Origin of the sequence: Rubripirellula obstinata, from assembly GCF_001642955.1 — a bacterium.
Taxonomy (GTDB): domain Bacteria; phylum Planctomycetota; class Planctomycetia; order Pirellulales; family Pirellulaceae; genus Rubripirellula; species Rubripirellula obstinata.
In genome coordinates this window covers 1-25519 of sequence record NZ_LWSK01000065.1, presented here as the reverse complement: position 1 = coordinate 25519, position 25519 = coordinate 1, and the positions used below count along the sequence as shown (strand labels likewise).

16 protein-coding genes are annotated in these 25519 nt (G+C 53.7%); 6 read left to right on the top strand and 10 right to left on the bottom strand.

The features are described from left to right. The first annotated feature begins 213 nt into the window (after nucleotides 1-213). Genes RC85_RS16015 through RC85_RS16005 form a run of 3 tightly spaced genes read left to right on the top strand, consistent with a single transcriptional unit; the run spans nucleotide 214 to nucleotide 3275 of the window. Nucleotides 214-1113 (top strand): DUF1549 domain-containing protein, encoded by a 900-nt coding sequence (locus RC85_RS16015; protein WP_068264624.1) that lies wholly within the window; start codon nucleotides 214-216, stop codon nucleotides 1111-1113. Between the two features lie 9 nt (nucleotides 1114-1122). Then, nucleotides 1123-1896, top strand: a complete 774-nt coding sequence (locus RC85_RS16010; RefSeq protein WP_068264622.1) for a DUF1553 domain-containing protein — start codon at nucleotides 1123-1125, stop codon at nucleotides 1894-1896. Between the two features lie 29 nt (nucleotides 1897-1925). After that, a complete protein-coding gene (locus RC85_RS16005; RefSeq protein WP_068264656.1) occupies nucleotides 1926-3275 on the top strand; it encodes a DUF1501 domain-containing protein in 1350 nt (449 codons plus the stop codon). Between the two features lie 13 nt (nucleotides 3276-3288). Here the strand turns inward: RC85_RS16005 and coaD are convergent, their stop codons facing one another. Beyond that, nucleotides 3289-3783, bottom strand: a complete 495-nt coding sequence (gene coaD / locus RC85_RS16000) for a pantetheine-phosphate adenylyltransferase (RefSeq protein WP_068264653.1) — start codon at nucleotides 3781-3783, stop codon at nucleotides 3289-3291. Between the two features lie 201 nt (nucleotides 3784-3984). Between coaD and ppc the strand changes: the two genes are divergently transcribed. Continuing rightward, on the top strand, nucleotides 3985-6762 hold the full coding sequence (gene ppc, locus RC85_RS15995; protein ID WP_084422736.1) for a phosphoenolpyruvate carboxylase: 2778 nt from the start codon (nucleotides 3985-3987) through the stop codon (nucleotides 6760-6762). A 390-nt stretch (nucleotides 6763-7152) separates the two neighbouring features. Here ppc and katG read toward each other — a convergent pair whose 3' ends face one another. The 4 genes from katG to ileS all read right to left on the bottom strand — a co-directional run bounded on the left by katG (nucleotide 7153) and on the right by ileS (nucleotide 15756). Continuing rightward, on the bottom strand, nucleotides 7153-9516 hold the full coding sequence (gene katG, locus RC85_RS15985) for a catalase/peroxidase HPI (RefSeq protein ID WP_068264619.1): 2364 nt from the start codon (nucleotides 9514-9516) through the stop codon (nucleotides 7153-7155). A 158-nt stretch (nucleotides 9517-9674) separates the two neighbouring features. Further along, complete coding sequence (locus RC85_RS15980; RefSeq protein ID WP_068264618.1) at nucleotides 9675-11075, bottom strand: Gfo/Idh/MocA family protein; 1401 nt, start codon at nucleotides 11073-11075, stop codon at nucleotides 9675-9677. A gap of 662 nt (nucleotides 11076-11737) precedes the next feature. Then, entirely contained in the window at nucleotides 11738-12337 is a 600-nt protein-coding gene (gene purN, locus RC85_RS15975; protein WP_068264617.1) for a phosphoribosylglycinamide formyltransferase, read from the bottom strand. Then, the gene (gene ileS / locus RC85_RS15970; protein WP_084422734.1) at nucleotides 12334-15756 is read right to left on the bottom strand and encodes an isoleucine--tRNA ligase; all 3423 of its coding nucleotides are present in this window, start codon (nucleotides 15754-15756) and stop codon (nucleotides 12334-12336) included. Before ileS ends, purN begins: the two co-directional genes overlap by 4 nt. Before the next feature lie 218 nt (nucleotides 15757-15974). On the opposite strand from ileS, the gene RC85_RS15965 reads away from it, so the two are divergent. Then, nucleotides 15975-16766 (top strand): polyprenol monophosphomannose synthase, encoded by a 792-nt coding sequence (locus RC85_RS15965; RefSeq protein ID WP_235033205.1) that lies wholly within the window; start codon nucleotides 15975-15977, stop codon nucleotides 16764-16766. Nucleotides 16767-16831: 65 nt separating this feature from the next. Here RC85_RS15965 and RC85_RS15960 read toward each other — a convergent pair whose 3' ends face one another. From RC85_RS15960 to RC85_RS15950, 3 genes are all read right to left on the bottom strand, one after another. Continuing rightward, complete coding sequence (locus RC85_RS15960) at nucleotides 16832-19051, bottom strand: DEAD/DEAH box helicase (RefSeq protein WP_084422733.1); 2220 nt, start codon at nucleotides 19049-19051, stop codon at nucleotides 16832-16834. A 592-nt stretch (nucleotides 19052-19643) separates the two neighbouring features. Beyond that, nucleotides 19644-20555, bottom strand: coding sequence for a 16S rRNA (adenine(1518)-N(6)/adenine(1519)-N(6))-dimethyltransferase RsmA (gene rsmA, locus RC85_RS15955; RefSeq protein WP_235033206.1), 912 nt, complete (start codon nucleotides 20553-20555; stop codon nucleotides 19644-19646). A 27-nt stretch (nucleotides 20556-20582) separates the two neighbouring features. After that, nucleotides 20583-21242: a riboflavin synthase gene (locus tag RC85_RS15950; RefSeq protein ID WP_068264615.1), complete on the bottom strand. Its 660-nt coding sequence runs from the start codon at nucleotides 21240-21242 to the stop codon at nucleotides 20583-20585. A gap of 327 nt (nucleotides 21243-21569) precedes the next feature. Here RC85_RS15950 and eno point away from each other — a divergent pair, with 327 nt between their 5' ends. After that, entirely contained in the window at nucleotides 21570-22853 is a 1284-nt protein-coding gene (gene eno, locus RC85_RS15945) for a phosphopyruvate hydratase (RefSeq protein WP_068264613.1), read from the top strand. Nucleotides 22854-22857: 4 nt separating this feature from the next. Here eno and RC85_RS15940 read toward each other — a convergent pair whose 3' ends face one another. Beyond that, nucleotides 22858-23760 carry a leucine-rich repeat domain-containing protein gene (locus RC85_RS15940; protein ID WP_068264612.1) on the bottom strand — a complete coding sequence of 301 codons (903 nt, stop codon included), beginning with the start codon at nucleotides 23758-23760 and terminating at the stop codon, nucleotides 22858-22860. Nucleotides 23761-24164: 404 nt separating this feature from the next. Next, entirely contained in the window at nucleotides 24165-24983 is an 819-nt protein-coding gene (locus RC85_RS15930) for a hypothetical protein (RefSeq protein WP_235033207.1), read from the bottom strand. Nucleotides 24984-25519: the final 536 nt, after the last annotated feature.

Below are 25519 nucleotides of genomic sequence, written 5' to 3'. Positions count from 1 at the left end.
GGTTCAGTCAAGCTCGATCCGATCGTGGACTGAACCCTGGCGGGATCAGCTATGTTTTAAGACAAACTCTTTATCATTCAAACCTCTCTTCAGTACGTCAGTGCATCATTCACCGAGAAATGTCGCGTTCTTCCATTTTTTGTTACCAAGACTTTCACTGACGCAACGAATCAACTTGCAAGGGCATCGTTCCATCTTCCAAATCTCTGTCCCATGCAGACTCTTCAAACAACCGTTCTTGCGATTCTGCGTTGGGGATGGTTTGCACTGTTGGTTTTGGTGTCTTTTGCGTACCTGGTTTCCGGTATTTCCGATCCAGACGATTCGGGAACGGCAAAGTCGAATCTAGTCGCTAGATCAACTCGGCTGGCCCAAATCCCTGGCTTTACCGACACCCTGAACCAATTAAACCAGCTTCGTCAAAGCGAACTCGATGCACTCGGAATCGAAACAGCGCCGACAGCGGATTGGATGACCGTTTGCAGACGAATGTCGTTGGCTCTGGTCGGATGTGGGCTTTCGCTCGAGGAGATTCGCGAACTGGAATCAGTGTCGGAATCCGATCGTGAACATGTTCACCTACAAAACTTGTTCAATGACCATCGGTTCCATCATTACTGGGCCCAACGGCTGGAGCGTCAATTTGTGGGGGCCGATGAAGGTCCGTTTTTGAAGTTTCGTCGGCGGCGATTCCGAGAGTGGTTGACCGAAGTGATCGCTCAAAATTGGAGTTACGATCGATTGGTCCGATCGCTGATCACTGCGGAAGGCTTGTGGACCGACAAGCCAGAAGTCAATTTCTTGACAGCGACCTTCGGCAGCAACAACGATCAGCCTGACCCGGTTCGGCTGGCGGCTCGTACGTCGCGAGTTTTCCTGGGACTGCGAATTGATTGCCTGCAATGCCACGATGATTTTTTGGGAAACGTTTCGTTTGTCGATGAAGAAGATCATTCTCGTTCGGGCGAACAGGCTGATTTCCATCAACTGGCAGCGTTTTTCACTGCTGCAAAAAATCGCGGTCTGCAAGGTGTTCGCAACCGAGATGTCAATTATGAATTTCAGTATTTGGATACCGATTCAACCGTTTCCGTTCCCGCGACTGTTCCCTAACAGAAACACTTGCTCGGAAATGAAAACAATGCCAGGCGGCAATTAGCGAATTGGATCACCCATCCCGAAAACCACCAAGCTGCGATGGCCGCGGTCAGCCACGTTTGGGCATTGATGTTTGGAAAGCCGATCGGTGACAGCGTTGATGACTTGCCGATGGACCAAACGCATCCAAAATTCCTGGATGTGCTCGCCGAGGACTTTGTGCATCACGGATTCGACTTACGGCGATTGATCGGCTTGATCGCTTGCAGCGATGCGTTTCGAGTCGCCAGTCGTGCCGACTTTGAAGTCACAACGGAACACGAAGAAAACTTTGCGGTTTTTCCGTTGGTTCGATTGCGTCCCGAGCAAGTCGCAGGGGTGTTGATTCAATCGGCTCGAATCAAACGTATCGATCGCCAATCTTCTTTGTTCTTGCAGCTTCAAGCGATCTTTGACGGAGATAAATTTGTTCAACGCTACGGCGATGTTGGCGAAGACGAATTCACCGCTGACGCAATCACGATTACCCAACGGTTGCTGATGATGAACGGGGGCATGGTTGCAGATTTAATCGGCGACAATCCCGTCCTTAATGCAAGCTCGCATGTCGCGATGTTTGCAACCGATGAAACGCAAGCGATCGATTCTATCTACCTGAGCGTCCTGAACCGGCATCCCACGAAAGTGGAACTCGACCATTTTGAAAGCCAACTGTTATCTGAAAAAAAACATCGCCAGGCAATCGAAGACCTCGCGTGGGTTCTGGTCAATAGCAGTGAATTTGCGTGGAACCATTAACGCCCGATCCTATCGAACGAACCAAGACCATGACTGATCAAGAACACTCTTCGCTATGCGATCCCCAGGCCCACTTCGGTCGCCGAACTTTGTTGGGCCGGACTCTCACTGGCTGCGCGATGACGGGGCGAACTGCGGGCGGGTTGATGATGTCTTCGATCGCTCGTTCATTGGCAATGGCTGATGAAACAGGTTTGACGGATCCGGCTCGCCCCAAAAATGTGATTCTGTTGTGGCTAGAAGGCGGGGCCAGTCAGTTGGAAACCTTTGATCCGCACGCGGGCACCCGCATCGGTGGCGAAACCAATGCAATTCAAACCTCGGTCGCTGGTTTGCAGATTTCAGATTTGTTGCCTCAAATCGCCGAGCAAATGCATCTGTGTTCCCTCGTTCGCAGCGTGACGGGCAAAGAAGGCGACCACGCTCGAGCGGTCTACAACGCCAAGACAGGCTTCCGCCCCGATCCGACGCTGCGTCATCCGTCGGTTGGATCGATATTGTGTCATGCGGACCAACGTGGTTCCGATATCCCGCGGCATATTTCGATCTTGCCAGAATCGTCACCAGCACGCGGAGGTTACCTCGGTGCTGCGTACGACGCATTCAAGATCGGCGATCCAGCAAGCACGGTTCCTGACATCACTGCTCGCACCGATGACAATCGTTTTGCAAGACGTATCAGCGATCTATCAGATGTTGTCGAGAAAGAATTTCGTCGTGGGCGTCTGGCAAAAATGGAGTCCATGCGGACGTTGCATCAATCGGCGACTGATTCGGCACTCAAGATGATGTCCAGCGAGCAACTTGATGCCTTTGACGTTTCAAGCGAAAGCAAGATGACTCGCGATGCCTTCGGTGACACTCCGTTTGGCCGTGGATGTTTGGCGGCATCGCGTTTGATCGAAGTGGGAAGTCGATGCGTCGAAGTCACGCTATCCGGTTGGGATTCCCACGTCGCTAATCACTCTTTGCATCGCAGCGCCGCGGGCACGCTTGATCCGGCGCTCGCGTCATTGCTGACTCGATTGAAAGATCGCGATCTGCTTGAATCAACGCTGGTGGTTTGCGGTGGCGAATTCGGGCGTACGCCAAAAATGAACGCGGCCGAAGGACGAGATCATTGGCCGCACGGATTTTCGATCCTGTTGGCAGGACTCGGGATGCGGCGCGGTGTCGTCTACGGTTCGACCTCGCCCAATCCCAAACTGGATCCAAACCAACCATTGGCCGACATCGAAAATCCTGTGACAATCGAAGACATCCACGCGACGATTTTGACCGCGATCGGCATCGAACCAAGCAACGAAATTGAAACTCCGATTGGGCGTCCCATGAAACGCAGCGAAGGAAAACCGATCACCGAAATTCTAATGGCTTGAACGCCGGTCTGTCTTAACGCTGCATCCGCTGACGCAGAGGTGCGATGATTTCCCGAGGCACAAACTTGGCAAGCTGTTCGTCATCGTCGCTAAGCGCCGCAATTTGTTTCAGCAACGAACTGCTGACGTGGGCAAAGCGATCGGCCGCCATCAAGAACAACGTTTCGATGCCCGGATCCAATTGATGGTTGGCCATCATCATGGTGAATTCGCCAGCGATATCCGTCAGCGGACGAATTCCGCGAATCATCACGTGTGCATCGACGCTGCGAACAAAATCAACCGCCAGGCCTTCGAACGTTTCGATGTGAACGTTTCCAAGCTTGCCGGTGACTTGCCGCATCAGATCGACGCGTTGGTGCGGATCGAAAAGCGATTTCTTTTCGCTATTGATTCCAATGCCAATCACCAACCGGTCAAACAGAGGGGCCGATCGTTCAATGATGTGCAAGTGCCCCAGCGTAACGGGGTCGAAGGATCCGGTGTAAACAGCAGTACGAGTTGGCATCGGCGAGTCTTGGTCAAAAACTAAGGAGATAGGAAGCGGGTACGTAAGCATCGCAGAGTTGCTTGGATCGACATTGTAACGCGACCACGGTGGCTTTGTTCGCCCTCACTGCATAATTCAGTCGTCCGGTCCCATGATTGCCTCAGCAAAATTAGACTAGGGCCAAGTTTTCCGTTTCCCAGCAAAAAAAACAACGTCAGCATGCCATCACAATCAACTTCCAAAGATGCCCAGACCGCACTGGAGCAAGGAAAAGAAGAAAGCTCACTTCGAGGCGAGATCGCATTTATTGGATCGATGCTCGGTGAAACCGTTCGTGAACTTGCCGGCGAAGAAACGTTTCAAGTCGTCGAACGAGTCAGAAAACTGGCCTGGGATCGCCGGAGCGGAACCGACGACGCGGAAACGCAGATGGTGGACTTTATCAGTGAACTGTCCGACGACCAACTGCGAGTCGTGATTCGCTCCTTTAGCATTTTTATGGATCTATTGAATTTGACCGAAGACCGTCAACGCATTCGTGTGTTGTCTGATCGGGCAAAACAAGCGTATCCACAGCCAAAGCAAGAATCGATTCGTGGTGCGATCGCGCAACTAAAAAAATCGGGCATCACTGCCGATCAAATGCAGCAGGTACTCAATCATCTGCAAATCGAATTGGTCTTTACCGCTCACCCAACCGACGCGAAACGTCGCAGTGTTCGACGCAAGCTGACTCGGCTTCGCGAATTGTTGGCAAGTTACAGCGACGACATCATGCCAATGCAGAAGGAAAAAGTTCAACGCCAGCTTCGATCCGAGCTTTCCAAACTTTGGCAAACCGACTTCATTCGCCCGTGGAAGCCTTCGGTGATCAACGAAGTCAACCGAGGCCTTTCCATCAAGCCTGTGCTTTGGAATGAAGTTCCAAAGATCATGGAGGAAATGCACCGAGGCATCGAAGAAAACTTTGGCGATGCTGTGAAAATCACGCGTCCATGCCTGACCTTTGGTTCATGGATCGGCGGCGACCGCGACGGACACCCGGGCGTAACCGCCGAAGTGACCCAGCAAACGTTCCAGTGGCTGCGAGATGCTGCGATGGACTTTCATCTAGCCGCCTGTCACGAACTTTTTGATTCACTCAGCTTGTCGTACCGCCGAAGCAATACGCGGCAAGACTTGTCCGACGCGATTGATGCGGCAACCAAAATTTGGCCACCGTTGAAAGAACAGCTCAACGCACTTCCACCCGCCGAACTTTGCCGACGCTGGCTTTCGATCATCAAATGGCGACTTGAACAAACGCGTCAGGTATCGCTTGACGACGAAGAATTACCGCCGGGTGCCTACGCAGATGCAAATGAACTTGGGGACGATGTTGCTGTTTTGCAACGGGCGGTTGCTGGTGGGGTTAGCGGAGATCTGATTGCCGAGGAAGTTGAGATTTGGCAGCGCCGGATCGAAGCGTTTGGCTTTCACTTGGCAAAGTTGGACATTCGCCAAGATGCTCGCGTTTACAAAGAAGTACTGGATGAACTGCTGATCAAAAGCAGCATTTGCGAAGACCCGGCGTCGTTGGACGAACCCCAGCGAACTCAGACGATTCTAAATTCGATCGAAAAAACGATCCACATGGATGCCGACGAACTGGCTCCGATCACCGACGACACGTTGCAGCTTTTCGATCTGATGCACCGCGTCGTCGATGCGTTTGGTTCAGATGCGATCGGTGGCCATGTGATCAGCATGACGGCCGCACCAAGTGACGTGATGACGGTTCTGTGGCTATGGAAACAAACTCGCAGCACTTCGATTCAGCATCAATTTCATCTTCCCATTGTTCCGCTGTTTGAAACGATCGATGACTTGCATCATGGTCCGGGCATTTTGGAAGGCATGCTGGCGGCGAAACCCTATCGTGATCATTTGGCCGCACAGAAAAATGAACAGCAGATCATGTTGGGCTATTCCGACAGCACCAAAGATGGCGGCTATCTTTCGGCTTGCTGGGCATTGCATCAGGCTCAAAAAGAACTCGTCGAATTGGCGTCCAAGCATGACGTTTTATTGACCTTCTTTCACGGTCGCGGCGGATCGCTTGGTCGCGGTGGTGGGCCGGCTGCTCGCAGTATTCTTTCCTTGCCGGCGGGAACGTTTCGCGGAGCCTTTCGGATTACCGAGCAGGGCGAAGTGCTTGCGGATCGATACGACGATCCCGAAATCGCTCACCGACACCTCGAACAAGTCATCTGGTCATCGATGTTGGCCTCGGGAAAACCCAGCGAACCCGATCCACAATCCTGGTGTGATTGCATCGACCAAATGGCCGATGCGTCGCACACCAAGTATCGCGAATTGGTGGAACACGATGGCTTTGTGCAGTTTTTTCGCCTAGTCACGCCCGTGTCAGAAATTGAACAATTGCCGATCGGTTCGCGGCCTTCCCGTCGTCGCGGTGGCGCAAGCCTGTCGGACCTGCGTGCGATTCCATGGGTTTTCTCGTGGACTCAATCACGATGCCTAATTCCGGCTTGGTACGGTTTGGGAACCGCACTTGGGACGATGCTAAAAGACGAAACCAAGTGTGCTGAACTCAAAAAGATGTATCAAGATTGGCCTTTCTTCCGAGCTTGCATCGACAACGCAGAATTGGCGCTCGCGAAAACGGATCTTGGAATCTCGGATCACTATTCCAAGTTGGCGGACGGCAGTCCTTCGCTGGCGACGATTGCTGCGATGGTATCGGACGAATTCAGCAAGACTCGAACCGGCGTCCTAACGCTTACCGGAATGGACGACCTGCTCGATGGAACACCTTGGTTGAAAGAATCGATCCGGGTTCGCAATCGATACATCGATCCGCTGAACTTGATTCAAGTTCAATTGCTGAAACGTTGCCACGAAGCCGAAAGCCCCGAAGAGGTCCCAGCAGACCTACGACACCTGACTCGGTTGACCATCAACGGAATCGCAGCGGGAATGCGAACAAGCGGTTAGAGCTTCGTCAGTTGTTTAAGAACTGTCCTGAAACAAGTTCCGTCTTTGGCGAAGTGTTTCGTAGCTGCGGCCGCCAGGCTTCAGTCGAATACAGATCAACGCCGAAAAAGGTTTCTCAATTGTTTAACCGCGTGGGCATCGCCCCGCGCGTCGTGCCGCGCCGAACGCGCGGGGCGATGCCCACGCGGTTAAACGAACTAATTCGTGTTGTTGCGGGACCAAAATTTTTCACGGCGTTGGGTGCAGCCTCTGGTGGACTGAATCCTGGCGGGCCCAGCTACGGGGAAACCGGGAAGTTATTTCGGGACGGAATTCATTGCGTTCAAAAAAAATGCCGGAAACGCTTTCGCGTTTCCGGCATCAGTTTCGTAATCTTCAGCAGTCGCTGACCTAATTGCTGGTCATGGCAACTGGGTTTGATCCCGCACGCTTGGCGGCTTCAAGATCAAAGCGATCTGCGTTCATGACCTTGGTCCACGCGGCGACAAAGTCGTTGACGAATGTTTCCTTGGCATCGCTGGATGCGTAGGCTTCGGCGATCGCACGCAGTTGCGAATTTGATCCGAAGACGAGGTCAACCGCGGTGGCTCGCCATTTGACTTCATCGGTTTTGCTATCGCGGCCCTCGTAGAAGTGTTCGCACATGCGAGACTTCTGCCATTGGGTATCCATGTCCAGCAGGTTCACAAAGAAGTCGTTGGTGAGTGATCCCGGTTGATCGGTAAACACTCCCATTTCCAGGTCATCGGCGTTGGCACCTAGCACTCGCATGCCGCCAACCAAGACCGTCATTTCTGGCGCGGTCAGGCCCAACAACTGAGCCCGATCGACCAACAACTCGGGTGCGGGCCGGTCAACGTTTTTGCCAACGTAGTTGCGGAAACCGTCTGCCATCGGTTCCATGGGTGCAAACGAATCAACATCGGTTTGCTCATCCGTCGCATCGGTACGACCGGGTTCAAACGGCACTTCGACGCTGTAGCCAGCCTTCTTAGCAGCCTCTTCGATCGCCGCAGAACCACCAAGCACAATCAGGTCTGCAAGCGAAACTTTCTTGCCACCGGCTTGCGAGTTGTTGAAGTCTTTTTGGATCTCTTCAAGAGCCTTCAACGCTTTCGCAAGTTCAGCCGGGTTGTTCGCTTCCCAATCTTTTTGAGGAGCCAAGCGGATTCGGGCTCCGTTCGCTCCACCACGATTGTCTGAACCGCGGAAGGTCGATGCCGAGGCCCAAGCGGTTGTCACCAACTGAGAAATCGAAAGTTCCGAATCAAGCAACTTGCTCTTGAGCTGTTCGATGTCTTGATCGTTGATCAACGCGTGATCCACTGCTGGAACAGGATCTTGCCACAGTTGTGGCTCGGCAACTTCGGGGCCCAGGCAACGAGAAACGGGGCCCATGTCGCGGTGAGTCAGTTTGTACCAAGCCTTAGCAAACGCCTCAGCGAACTGGTCGGGGTTTTCGTGGAAACGCTTTGAGATTTTTCTGTAAGCAGGATCCATCTTCATCGACAAGTCGGTGGTAAACATCATCGGCGCGTGGTTTTTTTCAAGGTCATGCGCGTCTGGCACGGTGTCCTGAGCCGATGCGTCCTTGGGCGTCCACTGGTGAGCTCCGGCGGGACTCTTCGTCAACTCCCATTCGTAATCGAACAGGTTGTCAAAGTAGCCGTTGGACCATTCGGTGGGTGTGGATGTCCAAGCGCCTTCCAAACCACTGGTGATCGTGTCGCCTGCGTTCCCGGTTCCGTAGGAATTCTTCCATCCAAAGCCCTGCTCTTCCAGGCTTGCGCCTTCGGGTTCTGGGCCAACAAATTTACTCGGATCGGCTGCACCGTGGGCTTTGCCAAAGGTGTGGCCGCCGGCGATCAGCGCGACCGTTTCCTCATCGTTCATCGCCATTCGTGCAAACGTTTCGCGAATGTCTTTTGCTGCCGCAAGTGGATCCGGCTTGCCGTTGGGGCCTTCTGGGTTGACATAGATCAAACCCATTTGAACAGCCGCCAAGGGGTTTTCTAATTCGCGGTCGCCTTTGTATCGTTCGTCGCCCAACCACTCTGTTTCCGGTCCCCAATTCACGTCAAGCTGAGGTTCCCAGACATCTTCGCGGCCTCCGGCGAATCCCAGTGTTTCAAAGCCCATGACTTCTAGCGACACGTTTCCGGTCAACACCATCAGGTCGGCCCATGAAAGCTTTTTGCCGTACTTTTGCTTGATCGGCCAAAGCAATCGGCGAGCCTTATCGAGATTACCGTTGTCGGGCCAACTGTTCAAAGGCGCGAATCGTTGAGTTCCGTATCCAGCGCCGCCGCGACCATCGGTAACGCGATAGGTTCCGGCGCTGTGCCAAGCCATTCGAATGAACAGCGGACCGTAATTGCCATAATCCGCGGGCCACCAATCTTGCGACGTCGTCAGCAACGTTGCAATGTCTTTCTTTACCGCGTCCAAGTCCAATGTCAGGAACTCAGCGGCGTAATCAAAATCCTTGCCCATCGGATTACTCTTGGCCGAATTCTGATGCAAGATTTGCAGGTTCAGTTGATTCGGCCACCAATCGCCGTTGCTATACGAACCGGCGGCCGTATTCCGAGCATTGGCGTCCATCTGTGACCCCATCACCGGACACTTGCTGATCGCTTCGGCTTTGTCGGCCGAAGAAGTGATCGTGAATGTGTCCTGTGCGACAGCGGGGCTGACAATGCACGCAAGCGTTAAGCCTGCCGCCATGCGAACATTGTGGAAATTTCCGTTCATCGTGTCTCCTGAGAATTTGTTTGCAATCGAAGTCCTCAACTAAAACGAACGTTGGACTACCGACGTTCGTTTATTTTCGCTGATTTCTTCCTATTCCGCAAATGTATTCTCTGGATCCCGTCCATGCACAACATGCATCGAACAGTGAAACGTCCAAGCTACATGCTGATTTCAAAACCTTTACGGTATTCACGCGACAGGAATGAATTGGCTTGATCGTCGCCAATGACTTCTCGTTTGGTCGGATCCCATTTCAGTTCTCGATCCAAACGCATTGCGATGTTGGAAAGGTGGCAAATTTCCAGCATTCGGTTGTGTGACCAAACGTCGGCGATGGGTTGCTTACGCGATTTGATCGCTCCAACAAAGTTCGCCATGTGGCTGGTTAGCTCACCACCATAGACCTCTTCCAACGCGCCTTCGGGAAGAGGATTGTCAACCAAATCCTCCACCGGCTTGCCAACAATTTTGCCTCGATTGACAAAGAATCGACCCTCCGTGCCCTCAAACAAAATACCGTTATCACCTCCGCTGGTGATGATCATTTCAATCCCATCGGGCATATCGACTTGGATCGTAAAGCTTGTGGCTTCGTTGTATTGATCTTCGACGACTGGAAATCCATCCTTGTGTTCAACAGGAAGCGTGAAATCAAGCGGCGTGATCTTTGACGCGCCTTTGATGTTTCCGTTATCTCTTTGATTAGGATCGCTCGCCCCGATTGCCCAGCAGGCAATGTCCACATGGTGGGCACCCCAGTCGGTCATTTTTCCACCCGCATAGGCGTGCCAATTTCGGAACGCATAGTGGCAATTGCTGAACAGAGGAACTCCGCCACCGTAACCTTCTCGCATCTTGGGCAGGGCTCGGTAATCGGTCTTTGGTGCTGGTCCAAGCCAGAAATCCCAATCGAGTCCGGTCGGGACATCAGTGATCGGAATGACGGGGGATCCACCCATCCCATCAATCCCGCAAGTAATTTTTTTGACCTTACCGATTCGGCCCTGCTTGACCATTGCTACAGCTTGCAGGAATCGTTGATCACAATCAGACCGCTGCATCGTGCCAACTTGGAACACTCGACCGGTCTGATCGACAACCTTTTCAATCAACTTGCCTTCGTCGATCGTCAACGTGAGCGGTTTTTCGCAGTACACATCCTTCCCCGACAACATCGCTTCGACAGCGATCTTGGTGTGCCAGTGATCGGGGGCTCCGATCAAGACGGCATCAATGTCTTGTCGGTCCAGAATCTTTCGGTAGTCCTTGTAACCGTCGGGTTTCTTGCCCTGCTGCTCGGCCGTTATTTCAACGTTCTCACCTAGCACTCTTGAATCGACATCAGCGAACGCGGCGATTTCTGCGTGCTGGCGTGCTTGGTTCGTGATCAGCTTGCCCTGGTTTCTTAGACCAATCGTCGCAACGACCAGTCGGTCATTGGCAAGCGGTTGGCCGGCTTTCTCGGACCCCATCACCTGAGATCCCAGCGGCAGGACAGCCCCCGTGGCGGCTACGCTTTTCAGAAAATGACGGCGACTTGGTTGGCGATGTTCTGACATTTGGATCCGGACTCTCGATGGATGCGAAGGGAGGGGAATAACCCAACGCCGTGAAGAGTTTTTAAACTGTTTAACCGCGTGGGCATCGCCCCGCGCGTCCATGCGGGGCGAAACGCGCGGGGCGATGCCCACGCGGTTAAACGAAACAATGAGTTATTACTGGACCAAAACTCTTCACGGCGTTGGGACTAACTATTCTATTCTAACAAAGATTGAAGGCATCATTTAACAATGACCGTGTTGCCCAGCATGGATTTTAGGTGGAAACGTGGGAATCCTGCTGTGGTAAACGCGATAATCAGGCAATCTACCCGTCAATGGAGCGTCGCTTGGTAACACGTATCGAGCGGAGCGAAATCCGGCGTCGATACGCGTGGCCGTATTTCGCAGCGTTTTCTCCTGTTCGATAAGGCCTGTCGATTAAAGCCGGGCATACCGCACTGCATGTAGGCCGTAGCGAGCCATAGCGAGTTACGGCAATTTGCGCAACGCCGTAACTCGCTATGGCTCGCTACGGCCTACTTTCTACTTTCAAGGGTTGCTACAAGTTAACATTTTCATCAGCCCAGCCAGCGGCTCAGCATAACCGCTGAGATGTCGATTTAATCAACAGGCCGGTCAGCACTGGGCACCGAGCTTGCGGGACCAGCGGAGCCTGGCCGTCAGCGTGCATTGGATCTAAGCTCGCCGTCGGCAATCATTCGAATGGCCTCGGGCAGTGCTTTGCATTCTAGTTCAAAGACTCGGGCTGCCAAGGAATCAGCAGTGTCGCTCGGTTTTACTTCGCAGGTCTTCTGCAAAACAATTGGGCCGTTGTCGTACTGATTGTCAACATAATGAACCGTGCATCCGCTGACCTGAACACCGCGATCGATCGCGGCCTGATGGACGCGGCTTCCGTACATTCCATCGCCACCAAACGCGGGCAACAGTGATGGATGGATGTTGATGACTTTGTTTTCAAACGATTGGGGAATCATGACATGCTTTAAAAAACCAGCCATCACTACCAACTCGATACCCGCCGCCACGCAAGGATCAAACATCGCGTCGCAGTACGATTGATCGGTTAAATCTTTGGTCTTTGGCACGACGATCGTTTCAATGCCGGCCTGTTTCGCGATCTGCACGCCGCGGACTTTCGCACTGCTGCTGATGACCAAACGAATGTCGATGGGCAGATCGGTTTGTGCGATCAGGTTCGACAGCGTCCTTCCACCACCGCTCAAAAAAACTGCCGTTGGGATGGGTTGGCGACTCAAGATTCACCGCCACTGGCCGGACTGCTACTAGATCGACGAACGAAGACGCGGCCGTATTCATTTTCGATTGGATCCACGTCTGGAAGCGTGCCTAACGTCACGGTGTCGGCGAGCGTCTCGTTTGCGATTTGATCACCGTGTTCCTTAATCGCCAGAATCACTTCATCCATGTCAGTCTCGACCGCCACTTCGATTCGATCCAAGTACTCGCACTGGATTTCTTTGCGTTGATTTTGAATCGTTCGAATCAGGTCTTTTGCAATGCCTTCGCGTCGGAGTTCGTCGGTGACTTCGGTGTTCAGCACGACGACGCAGCGGCTGCCTTGGGCGGCTGCCCAGCCTTCGCGAGCCTGCAAACGAACTTCGATATCTTGGTCATCCAAATCGACCGATCCACCGGGCAATTCCAACGTGACTTTCCCATCACGCTGCATCGCTTGAAGCAGGTCGTTTCCATCGGCTTCGGCGAGTGCCTTTTTCACGGCCGGAATCTGCTTGCCAACCTTGGGGCCCAATCGTTTGAAGTTGGGAACGACCGTGTACTGAACGTATTTATCCGCTTCAGTGGTGTAGTCAACGGTTTTGACGTTCAGTTCTTCCTTCACCAAGTCGTCATGCTGTTTCAGCCAATCGATCCGTGAATCGTCGGTCAACACGACTTCGACTTGCGACAAAGGCAAACGCACTTTCAGTTTCGCTTCGGCTCGTGCCGCACGACCCATCGACGCAATCTCGCGCAACAAATGCATCGACTCGGACAATTCAGGATCAATGCGATCTTGGATCGGTTTGGGGTAATCGCACAGGTGAACGCTGCCCAGGACAGATTCACTGAAGGGACTGGTCAGGTTTTTCCACAACGTTTCCGATAGAAACGGCACGAACGGAGCCACTAGCTTGGTGACTTCCAACAAGCTTTCGTACAGCGTCCAGTACGCATCGTTTTTGTCTTGCGAATCAGTGTCCTTGGCCCAGAAACGATCGCGACTTCGGCGAACAAACCAATTGCTAAGCCCATCAACCAGCCCGGTGATCGCGCGGCAAGCGTTGTAGTTGTCCAGCGCGTCCATCCGCTCGGTCACGGTTGCAATCGTCTGATTCAGTTCAGACAAAATCCAGCGGTCGATCTCACTACGCTCGCTGGCGTCGCGATAGCCTGGTGCCGAAGCCAGTGATGATGGCGACAATTGATCATCGGCGGCGGTCGCGGTGGTCGGATCGAAGCCGTCGATTTCGGCGTAGATGGTTAGGAAGCTGAAAACGTTCCAAAGCCGCAACAGGAATTCGGGAATCGAATCCTTGATCGCCTGCTCTTTGTATTGGATCGCAGTCCAGGGCGTTTGTTTGCTAAAGAAAAACCATCGCAGCGCATCGGCACCATACTTGTCAAAGATCTCGTTGGGCTCGCGAAAGTTCTTGTCCTTCTTGGACATCTTCTTGCCGTCTTCACCCAACATCAAACCCAGAACAATGCAGTTGCGGAACGGATGCGGGTAATCGTACTTGGGCGTTTCCAAACCGTCTTTCGCTGCGATCGGATTGGGTGAATCCTTGCCGAACAACATCGTGCTGATCGCCAACTGGCTGTAGAACCAACCACGCGTCTGATCCAAGGCCTCGCTGATGAAGTCGGCGGGGAACTGGTCCAGGAAACGGTCGGCGTTTTGGTGCGGATAACCCCACTGGGCGAACGGCATCGCGCCGCTGTCGTACCAGCAATCGATCACCTCGGTCACTCGCTGCATCCTTGCACCATCGGAAAACGGCGAAGCGTAAGTGACGGCATCGATGTAAGGTTTGTGGACTCGCAGGTCATCAACCAACTCTGGGTTCTCGGCCTTTGCCTTTGCCCAGACTTCGGTGCCCTGAACATCCGGCTTGGCAAGCAATTCGTCGTAGCATCCGATCGCTTCCATTTGGCCGGTTTCTTGACAAACCCAGATCGGCAGCGGCGTGCCCCAAAAACGCTCGCGCGATAAAGCCCAGTCAACGTTTGACGCTAAGAAGTTTCCGAATCGACCGTCTTGGATGTGCCCAGGCTGCCAACCGATTTTTGCGTTATTGGCCAGCATTTCATCCTTGAACTCAGTCGTGCGAACGAACCAACTTTCACGCGGATACTGGATCAACGGATCCTCGCTCGCTCGCCAGCAAAATGGATAGTCGTGAAGGTATTGTTCTAAAAACAGAAGCCTTCCGTTCTCTTTCAGTTTGCGTGAAATCGGTTTGTCGGCGTCTTTGACCCACACGCCTTTCATCTCGGCAAATGCGTCGGTGAACTTGCCATCGGGACCGACTGCACAAAGCAGTTCCGGTCCATCGCCGTCAACAAACAGCTTTTGTTGATCGATCAAAACGTCGTAATCGACTTCACCAAACGCAGGAGCCTGGTGAACGATTCCGCTGCCCGATTCGGTGGTGACAAAATCAGCCGCAACGACTCGCCAGTATTTGGATTGGGTTTCGCCGCCGACAAGTTTGCCAACCGGGTCGCCGGTCGCTTGATGAAAATCGGGGAACGGTGGCTCGTATCGCTGGCCGATCAACGATTCGGCGGACACCGTTTCGACGACCGGTAGTTCGCGTTTCAGTTTCGCGGCGATCGTTTCCACCAGCGCCGATGCAAGCACTAGTTCTTGTCCGGTTTCTTCGTCCTTGACGACCGAGTATTCCACGGCGGTTGGATGGACGGCCGCATACATGTTGCTGGGTAATGTCCATGGTGTCGTGGTCCAGACGACCAACGATCGGCCAGGATGATCCACCAACGGAAACAGCACATACACACTTGGGTCGGCGACTTCGCGGTAGCCCTGTCCGACTTCGCCGGCTGACAAAGCAGTCCCGCCCTGCGCCCACCACCAAACGATCTTGTGACCTTGATACAGCAACCCACGATCAAACAACGTCTTCAGGCTCCACCAAACCGATTCAACGTAACTTTGGTGATAAGTAACATACGCCTCGTCAAGATCGACCCAGAAACCCAACCGCTGCGTCAGCGTTTGCCATTGCTGCATGTACCGCCAAACGCTGGACTGGCACTTTTGGATGAAAGGTTCGATTCCGTAGGCTTCGATCTCTTCCTTGCTGTGGATGCCCAATTCCTTGCCGACTTCGACTTCAACAGGCAACCCATGCGTGTCCCAACCCGCTTTACGTTCGCAGCGAAAACCCTGCATCGTTTTGTAACGCGGAAATACGTCCTTGATGCTGCGGGTCAAACAGTGGCCTGGGTGCGGCATTCCGTTGGCCGTCGGTGGTCCTTCGTAGAAAACAAATTGTGGTCCGTCGGCACGGCGATCCAGTGATTGTTGATAGATGCCGTTGTCTTCCCAGAATTCCAGGACTTCCTTTTCCAGCTTGGGAAATTGGGGGCTACCGGTGGGGGCACGAAGGGGGCTTACCGAAGCAGACATGGGCAAAATGATCGAGGAAAGTGGTGGTGTCGAAATGCTAAATTTTTGTTGCGACGATTGTACGTTGCCAGGACGTTTTAACGTAGGCCGACACCAGCATCGATTCGTGGTGGTCAAAAACAGTGATTTCCTGGTATTCTGGCGGTTCACTCGAAAAACTCATTGTTGAGTTCTCCGTTTCCCGGTTTCTCAGTCTCTCCAGCGCCCAGTCAGCCACTTTGTCCGCCGATACACAACCGCAGTCCGATCAAAGTCCGGCAACCCAATTCAATCCAGGCCAAACGCCAGCGAACGACAAAAACGGTTTCGGAAAAATCCTGGTTGGTATCTGCACGCTCAATGAATCAAAGAACATTGAATCGCTGATTCATCAGGTCCGCGGCTTTGTTCCTGAAGCAGACATCCTGATCGTGGACGATGATTCCGAAGATGGGACATCGGCAATCGTTTCAAAGCTTGCAGAATCCGACACCAAACTCACGCTGAATGTTCGCAAGCAGCGTGGGCTGGGCGGCGCGATTCGTCATGCGATGGTCGCGGCAATCAAGGGCGAATACGATCTGTTTATCAACATGGATGGCGACCTTAGTCATTCGCCTTCGGATTTGCCCGCGATGTTGGAAGCTCACGCCGGACGCGACGACATCGATGTTGTGATCGGATCGCGTTACGTGTCAGGCGGCAAGATCGATGGCTGGCCACTGCATCGGCGTTTAATGAGCCGCTTGGTCAACCGATTTGCAACGCTTTGTTTGGGGCTGCCCGTCCGGGATTGCAGTGGCTCGATGCGTTGCTACCGCGTATCGGCACTTCGTGACGCATCGGCAACGGACCTGGAATCGAATGGCTATTCGATCTTAGAAGAAATCTTGGTTGCGATGCATCGCGGTGGATCGACGATGACAGAGGTTCCGATCACGTTTACCGATCGAACGCAGGGCGAAAGCAAGCTGACCCTTCGCGAAGCAACCCGATCAATGATTCACATGGTGAAATTGTCGATCAGGTAGTCCTGTGTTAACGCACGCAAAGCGTCGTAGGCTGTATTTCGCTTCGCTCAATGCGGCCTTCTTCCCTAGTCGCGACGTTTCCCGCCGCCTTTGCGTTTGCCGAAGCCGCCTTTTTTGCCGCCGTAGCCACCTTTGTCGCGTCTGGCACCGCCAGACCTGCCACCGCCTGAACTACGTCCACCTGTATCGCGGCTGATTCGCAATTGCTTGCCCATCACCCAGGTTTGCTCGAGCGTCTTCAATGCGTCGGCTGACATTTTCTCGGGCAGATCAACGGTCGTGAAGTTGTGCTCAATGCTGATTTGTCCGATGTACTGGCTATCGATGCCGGCTTCATTGGCGATCGCACCGACCAAGTTGCCGGGACCAACGCCGTCAACTTTGCCGACTTCGACTCGGTAACGCAGCATGCCTTCACTGACGGGCCCCGATGCGCGGCGAGGTCCACGTTGATTTGAATTGCGATCACCGCCTCTTCCGTCACGCGAACCACGTTCGTTGCGGTCGCCACGATCTCGGCCGGTTGGCTTGACGCGTTCAGTCAACAAGAAAGGCCCACGACCTTTCCCGATCAATGCCAGCGCCGCGGCGACCTTTTCGATCGGCTGGCCGGATTCTTCCATGTACTCGTTGACCATCTTTTCAAAGAAAGCCACATCACTGGTCGCAAGTGTTTTGGTGATTTGTTCTTTGAACTTTTCAACTCGTCGAGCGTTAATGTCGGCGACGGACGGCCATTCAACGATCTCAATCTCTTGCTTGGTCATCTGCTGAATCGATCGCAAGCGATGTCGCGCCGACGGAGCCAAAAACAGGATCGCCGAGCCCTTTCGTCCCGCGCGTCCGGTTCGTCCGATCCGGTGAACATAGGATTCACGGTCGTGCGGCAAATCAAAATTGATCACGTGGCTGATTCTTGGAACGTCCAACCCGCGTGCGGCAACGTCGGTGGCGACGATGATGTCCAGCTTGCCGCTCTTCAAATTCGCAACCACGCGCTGGCGGGTCGCTTGAGGCATGTCGCCGTTGAGGGCGCAAGCCGAGTGGCCGGCTTTGATCAGTTTGTCCGCGATGACGGTCGTCGATTCTTTGGTCTTCGCAAACACGATCACGCCGTCGATCGCTTCGGCTTCCAAAACGCGGCACAGCAGGTCTGTTTTTTCACGAGGCCCACAGAAGATCGCTTTTTGATGAATCGATTCGGCCGTCATCGACTTGGCTTTGATCGTGACCGTTTTGGGATTCGTCAAATATCGGTCGGCGATGCGTCGAATCGGATCGGGCATGGTAGCACTGAACAACGCGATTTGTCGTTGCTTGGGACATTGCTCCAAAACAAATTCGACGTCCTCCAAGAAACCCATGTTCAGCATCTCGTCGGCTTCGTCCAGCACCAAGCATTGCAAGTTGTCGATCTTCAGCGAGCCTTGGCGGATGTGATCGATCACGCGTCCCGGCGTTCCGACAACCACGCTGACACCGTTTCGCAGCGCTCGCTTTTGAGGCATGTAGTCTTGGCCGCCGTAGATTGCGGTGACTGCAAAGTCTTTCAGATCGCCCGCGTACTTTTCGATCGAAGCAGCAACCTGCATCGCCAATTCACGAGTCGGTGCCAGCACCAAGACAGCCGGTCCAGCGGTCTTCGATGCTTTTCGCGAGCCCTTTTTAAGGTTAGCCAAAATGGGCAAAGCAAACGCCGCTGTTTTTCCGCTGCCAGTTTGCGATTGGGCGATCACGTCGCGACCTTCCAGCATCGCCGGAATGATCGCAGCTTGGATGGCAGACGGTTTCGTGTAACCCGATTCCGTGATCGCGAGTTGAAGCGCCGCCGGTAAATCCAGGTCGGCAAACGTTTCGACTTCTTCGCTGGTTTTTGCTTTCGCTGGTTCGGCAGCAACCGGCTGAGCAGCAACCGATTCAGCAACAACCGGTTCAGCTTCTTTTGCCGGAGCCGATTCGGCGGCAGGGGCTTTCGCAGGTGTTGTTTCGACGGCCGCACTCTCAACGCCCGCTGACTTTTCTTTCTTTTTGAACTTCGGTTTTTGTTTCACCGGAGCGACAGCAGCCTTGAGCAGAATCTTTCGCGATACTTTCAACCCGAGATTCAAGCTGACTGCCTCTCCCGAACCACTAAGCTCGGATTCAACATGCGCCTGCAATTCGGCTTCCGTGACATAGTTGTCTTCTTCGCCCGCCGTTTGTGAATCAACAGGCGAGTTTTCAGGGGTCACTTTTTCAGCCGTCACTGCATCGGCTTCGGGTTCAGTCAAATCAGAAAGGTTCATACAGAAATCTAATGGCTCAGGCACAACTTCGAGACAAAAACTTGGCGGCAAGAAGGCACGCAGACGGCTAAGCCGAAGTTTGCTCGCCGAAGTCAGCCCTAACCTTATCCCTGTTTTCCCAAAATACAACGCGAAATAAGGGGATATACAGTCCTCATTTCCCGCCAAGGTGACTCATCGCCCCTTAGCAGCGACTTAGTGAAGCCCGCTGAGAAACTTTGCTGGTCGGAACGCCTGGCACGCCCAAGGTTCAGTCGGATACAGCTCAACGCCGTGAAGGGTTTCTCAATTGTTTAACCGCGTGGGCTAGGCTCTATCAGTCCCGGACGGGACGGAAGCTCGGTGCCGGGTGCGCGAGCACCCGGAAACAATGCAACAAACAACCCTCTGAGCCTCGATCGATCGGCGGCAAAGCCGCCGATCGATCGAGGCTCAGACAAACATGGGGCGGCATGATCCGGGTGCTGACGCACCCGGCAAAGGGCTGTCACCGCTCCGCGGCTAGATTGGCGGCTTTGCGCTGCATTCATGGCACCGTCTAAGTCGGAGGTGCTCTAACGCGAGGCGGCTGATGTCATACTCGCCCCAGGCGTTACTCCGCCGCATCAATTTCGGCCAATCGCAGCGACTCGGCGAGTTCTTGGATTTGCTGAACGTCCAATTGTTCGGCTCGCGCGTCCGCTTGATGTCCGAGTCGTTCCAGCACCACGTCAACTTGCTCTTTGTTCAGCCGTCCTTTGAAAGCGCTGATGACGACGCTTCGCAAAAATTTACGACGATGAAAAAACAGGGCTCGTGTGGTGGCGTGAAAATGGGCCAGGTCTGCGAACTTGGCTCTTCGCTGCGGTTTGTGTTCCAGCTTGATGATCGCGGAGTGAACTTTTGGACGCGGCCAAAACACGGTGGGCGGTAACACGCGAACGACTTCCACATCGCACAACGATTGCACCCAAACGCTTAGCGCGCCGTAATCCTTGCTGCCTGGTCCGGCGGCCATTCGGTCGCCGAGTTCTTTTTGGATCGTGACCACCATCACGTCGGGTGTCGGTATTTCGTGCAGCAGGTTGCTGACGATCGGCGTGGCGATGTTGTAGGGCAGATTGGCGACCAGCAGAAAACGACTGTCTTCACCCAACCTTGCATGGGCGTCACGGACGTGATCCATGATCTCGGGACGCAAGGCATTCTTGTTGCGTAGTGCGTCGCCGTGGATCAGTTTGACATTCGCGCGACCTTCCAATTCTTCGCTTGCCAATTGGTGCAAGTTGTTGTCGATTTCAACACTCAATACCGCGCCGGCTTGGTCGGACAATCGCGACGTCAGCGATCCGACTCCTGTTCCGATTTCTAAAACGATATCGGTCTTTTGCAGATCAGCCGACTTGGCGATCAGGTCAACCAGATTCAAATCGATCAGAAAATTCTGCCCAAATCGCGAAACCGGTCGCAGGCCGGCTGCGGCAAGTCGTTTGGATAGAAAGGTAGCGGTTTGGCGTGAATCCAAAGCAGGGGCCTGATCGTAGACAGAGGTTTAGGTTTGCGAATCGATGCCCTGGGATTTCACACCCTGGGATTTCATATCCAGGGATTTCATATCCGGGGAATTCACCCCCAGGGAACGCTGAACGTACTTTGCCAAGACGTCCGTTTCCAAGTTGACTTTGTCGCCAACCTTCCGTTCGCCCAGCGTGGTTTCGGCCAGTGTATGCGGAATCAGGGCGACCGAGAACGAGTCTTCATCGACGTCCACGACCGTCAAGCTGATGCCATCGATCGCGATGCTGCCTTTGCCGGCAACTTGCGAAGCCAAGTGAGTTGGGATCGAAAATCGCAGATTCGCCCAAGGCGGGTCTTCGGTTCGTTCAATCAGCGAGCCCAACGCGTCAACGTGGCCGGTGACATAGTGACCGCCCAAACGATCGCCGACCGCCAATGAACGTTCCAAGTTTACCTTGCTGCCGACTTGCAACTGGCCAAGATTGGTTCGCGAAAGCGTTTCCTCACCCGCTTCAAAATGCAGTTGCCCGGCTTGAATTTCAACCACCGTCAAACAGCAACCGTTGATACAAATACTGTCGCCAATCGATGCGTCAGTCGCCACGATTCCAGCTTCGATGGCGAAACGTTTGCCGGGGTGTTGATCAAAAATCTGAGCAAGCGTTCCAGTCGTTTCGACAAGTCCAGTAAACATTGGGTGTTGAGTGTGCGAGGGAGGGCAGGGGACCGGGTAAGCCTACCGGTTTCATCGTTTCTGGCAATGCGTTGAATGAACTGGGATCGATTGAGTATCCGGGGCCCGGCCGCTTACGCGTCGCGGCTCACTTTTGTTGACAGGCCGTTGAGCTTGGGATTTTTGTGTCGAACAATATCCCTCGCTTACGCGTTCGGGTTGGGGTTGATGTAATTTCGGCGTTAAGAACCTGCCGGACTACCCCGGCTTGTCACCAGTGACTCGCGGCGCAAAAATGCCGACTCAGCGATCCGTTAACAAACTACCCCAGCTCTTTCAGAGGCTCCCATGACGCTAATCGAAGCCATCCACGCTCGCCAAATCCTAGACAGCCGCGGCAATCCAACGGTCGAGTGCGAGGTGCTTTTGACCGACGGCTCACACGGTCGTGCAGCCGTCCCCAGCGGTGCCAGCACGGGAATGCACGAAGCCTGGGAACTACGCGACGGCGACAAATCCGTCTACATGGGCAAAGGCGTCACGCAAGCAGTCGACAACGTCAACGAAAAGATTGCCGAAGCTCTCGAAGGAATGGACGCGACCGATCAAGCCGGGATCGACAGCTTGATGAATGACCTGGACGGCACCGCCAACAAAAAGACCCTCGGTGCAAACGCAATTCTCGGCGTCTCACTTGCTGTTGCCCACGCCGCCGCCGCGTCCACCGGCCAACCTCTGTTCCGCTACCTTGGCGGTGCCGGTGCCAGAATGCTGCCTGCGCCGATGATGAACATCATCAACGGTGGCGAACACGCTGACAATTCAGTGGACATTCAAGAGTTCATGGTCATGCCATTGGGCTTTGAACGTTTCAGCGACGCACTCCGCTGCGGAACCGAAATTTTTCACAACCTGAAAAAGGTTCTAACTGACAAGGGCTACAACACCGCGGTTGGTGACGAAGGTGGATTTGCACCTGACCTAAAGAGCAACCAAGAAGCACTCGACGTCATCATGACCGCGATCGACAAAGCCGGTTACAAAGCTGGCGAACAAGTTTGGATCGCATTGGATGCCGCGTCGACTGAATTCTATGACAAGTCAACCTCCAAGTACTCGATCGACGGCAACCAAATGTCGGGCGAAGAAATGGTCGATTTCCTGGCCGGTTGGTGCGACAAGTATCCGATCTGCAGCATCGAAGACGGATGCGACGAAGACGATTGGGACACCTGGAAGAAATTGACCGACAAGATCGGTGACAAGGTGCAATTGGTCGGCGACGATTTGTTCGTTACCAATGTTGAACGATTGCAACGCGGAATCGACGAAGGAATCGGGAACAGCATTCTGATCAAGGTCAACCAAATCGGAACAATGACCGAAACGATCGACGCGATTCAGTTGGCTCATCGCAACAACTACACCTCAATCGCCAGCCACCGTAGCGGTGAAACAGAAGACTCCACGATTGCAGACTTGGCCGTCGCGTTGTCCACCGGTCAGATCAAAACTGGTTCCGCCAGCCGAAGCGATCGTATGGCCAAGTACAACCAACTACTTCGCATCGAAGAAATGTTGGGCGACACGGCTCAGTACGGCGGACCGATGTTTGCCGCAAAGCTGTCCTAACACGTCAATCGTGTTCGTGACGATTTGGATCTCGGTCGTGGTGTTTTTGGTTGATATGAACATGAAGATGATTCTTGTTCGCGAATAACCAATTCCACCCGGCCTCGGTCACTGATGAATCGTCCAGGTAGAGCGATTCCAGTTGTGGCAGCGCCGCGATCTGTTTCAATCCCTCATCCGTGATCGGGACGCCGATCAGATGCAGCGTTCGCAATTTCTTCATCTTTGCGATCACGGTCGCGACTTCACCCGTCAGTTTTTTCGATCCAAGTCGAAGCTGACGAAGGTTGGGTAGATCCAGCAATTTTTCTACGCCGATGATGCCGCATTCGGCATGTGGCAAGTTCAAAAATTGCAAGCTTTCGCATTTCGTAATTTCAGCGAGACCTTCGTCGGTGATCGGGCTGAGTCTTAGCCGTAGCTGACGCAGCTTTGGCAATGCGGCGATCGTTGCCATCGATTGATCAGTCAATGCGCCTTTATCTACGATGAATGTTTCGATGCCCACGAGTGGCTTGATCTTCTCAATCAGCGGATCACTGACCTCGAACTCACGGACGTGCAGCGTTTTTAATTCTGGGTTCGCCGCTAATGCTTCGCAGGCTTCGGCGAACAGAATCGCGGGGGCGACCGCGGTCGCTGCTTCTTCGTCAGCATTGCGATTCCCCCGAACCAGCATTACGATCCCAATAGCCAAGACAACTAGAACAGCCGCAATCGCAATTGTTCTGATTCGACGTCGTCGTTTTCTGTTGCGGATCGACCAAACGCTGTTTTCGTTATTGCTTTCTTCGCCGTTCGTTTCGGTCTCGGGATTCTGAAGATTGGCGTTCTCAGTTGCCGCGTCATCGATTGCGGCAACAACGGCGGAGACGTCGGTTTGCGCGGACGTTTTTTTATCGCTCAATTTTCAGTTTGTATCCTGGCATCAGGGTGCGGAAAAACCGGCACCCTGATGCCATCAGGAAGTTTCGATCGCGGAGCGACGGCAATGAGACGGATGACCCAGTATCCGTCGCAAACACCGTGTAAAGTTGCTCCAGCCCGCTCGTGGTAGGCCGGTGAACGTTTCCCGCAAAGCATTCACCCCAATCAAAACTTCGGTTGTTTCGTGATTGAGTCGGAATTACCAATCCAACCGGCCCAGCGTCAAGGCGGAATAAAAGACTCAAAATCGCATGGGTGCAGGCACGCTAATCGGCGTTCGGGTTGGGAAAACGGGAAGCTATTTCGCGACGGCCCCTAAAGTAGGCCGTAGCGAGTAAAGCGAGTTACGGCAGCGGCGCAGAAAAATGCCGATTTGGATTCCAGCTAAGCCAGTTTCACGCGAGTCAGTTTTTCCAGCGGGACATAGAACTTGACGTAGTGCTTGCCATCGCTAAACCGTTCGCCCTTGGGATTGGGAACCAGAACAGTTGCCCGGCGAGTGATTCGATTGACCCGGCCCACCATCCGGTGACCTTCGTGACCAAAAGCAACTTGATCGCCGACGCGAATGTTGAATCTCCGGGCCGCTCGTTCGCGTTGGGTGATCAGGTCATGTCGATAATCGGTATGAGCGAAGTATCGTTTGGCGATCGATTGAAAACGAGCTTCGTTACAGTTGCCATCGTTCCAAATCAACATCTCGATCAGATGCACAAATTCATGCTCGGCAACACGCTGCATCGCTTCCAGCCGATCACGACACCGCCGCCCCGTGACCTCCACCGGCCGATCTAGATCTTCGAAGGTTTGAAAAAGCAGCGTTGTCGATAACGACAATTCAAACTTGCGTTTCCCTTCATGGCCCTCGGGGTAATGAGTCACCATCTTGCCGGCGATTCGAGTCATCCGCGACGACAACCCAAACTTCAAACCTTCCGCCATCGCCACGGGAAGGATTTTTCCGTCAAAGAACCGTTCGTCATACATACGAATCATCCGAGACAGATCGTCGCGACCAACCCTAGAAAAATTCGGTCGGTCGATCGTCCGGCTTAGTTGCAGCGTCTGTTCGTGAATTTCTTGCTGATGCTTGACGATCGTTTCAGCAGGAAAAGTCCGCAGCGCAACCTCGCCCGCCAACCGGCTCATAATGGCCGGATCGCGAGGTCGAATGTTGGGCTGTGAAGAAGGTGGCAAAGTCATCGTGCTGCAAATTTACTGTATTAAACGGCATCGAACACAGAAAACCGTATCGATCCATGCGGGTCAACGCCTGGCTTGATGAAAATCACTGCAACGCAGCAAATTGGAACGCTGCGAAGCATTGTGGCAACGGCACATTTCCCTGATCGCCAGTATGTAGGCCGTAGCGAGCCAAAGCGAGTTACGGCAATGTGCGCACCGCCGTAACTCGCTTTGGCTCGCTACGGCCTACTTTCTGCTTCCCAGACGTAGCCTGGCCTGATGAAAATCATTGCAACGCAGCAAATTGGAACGCTGTAAAGCATTGTGGCAACGGTACATTTCCCTGACCGCCAGCACGTAGGCCGTAGCGAGCCATAGCGAGTTACGGCAATGTGCGCAACGCCGTAACTCGCTTTGGCTCGCTACGGCCTACTTTCTGGTTCCCAGACGCACTCTGGCCTGATGAAAATCATTGCAACGCAGCAAGTTGGAACGCTGTAAAGCATTGTGGCAACGGCACATTTCCCTGATCGCAAGCATGTAGGCCGTAGCGA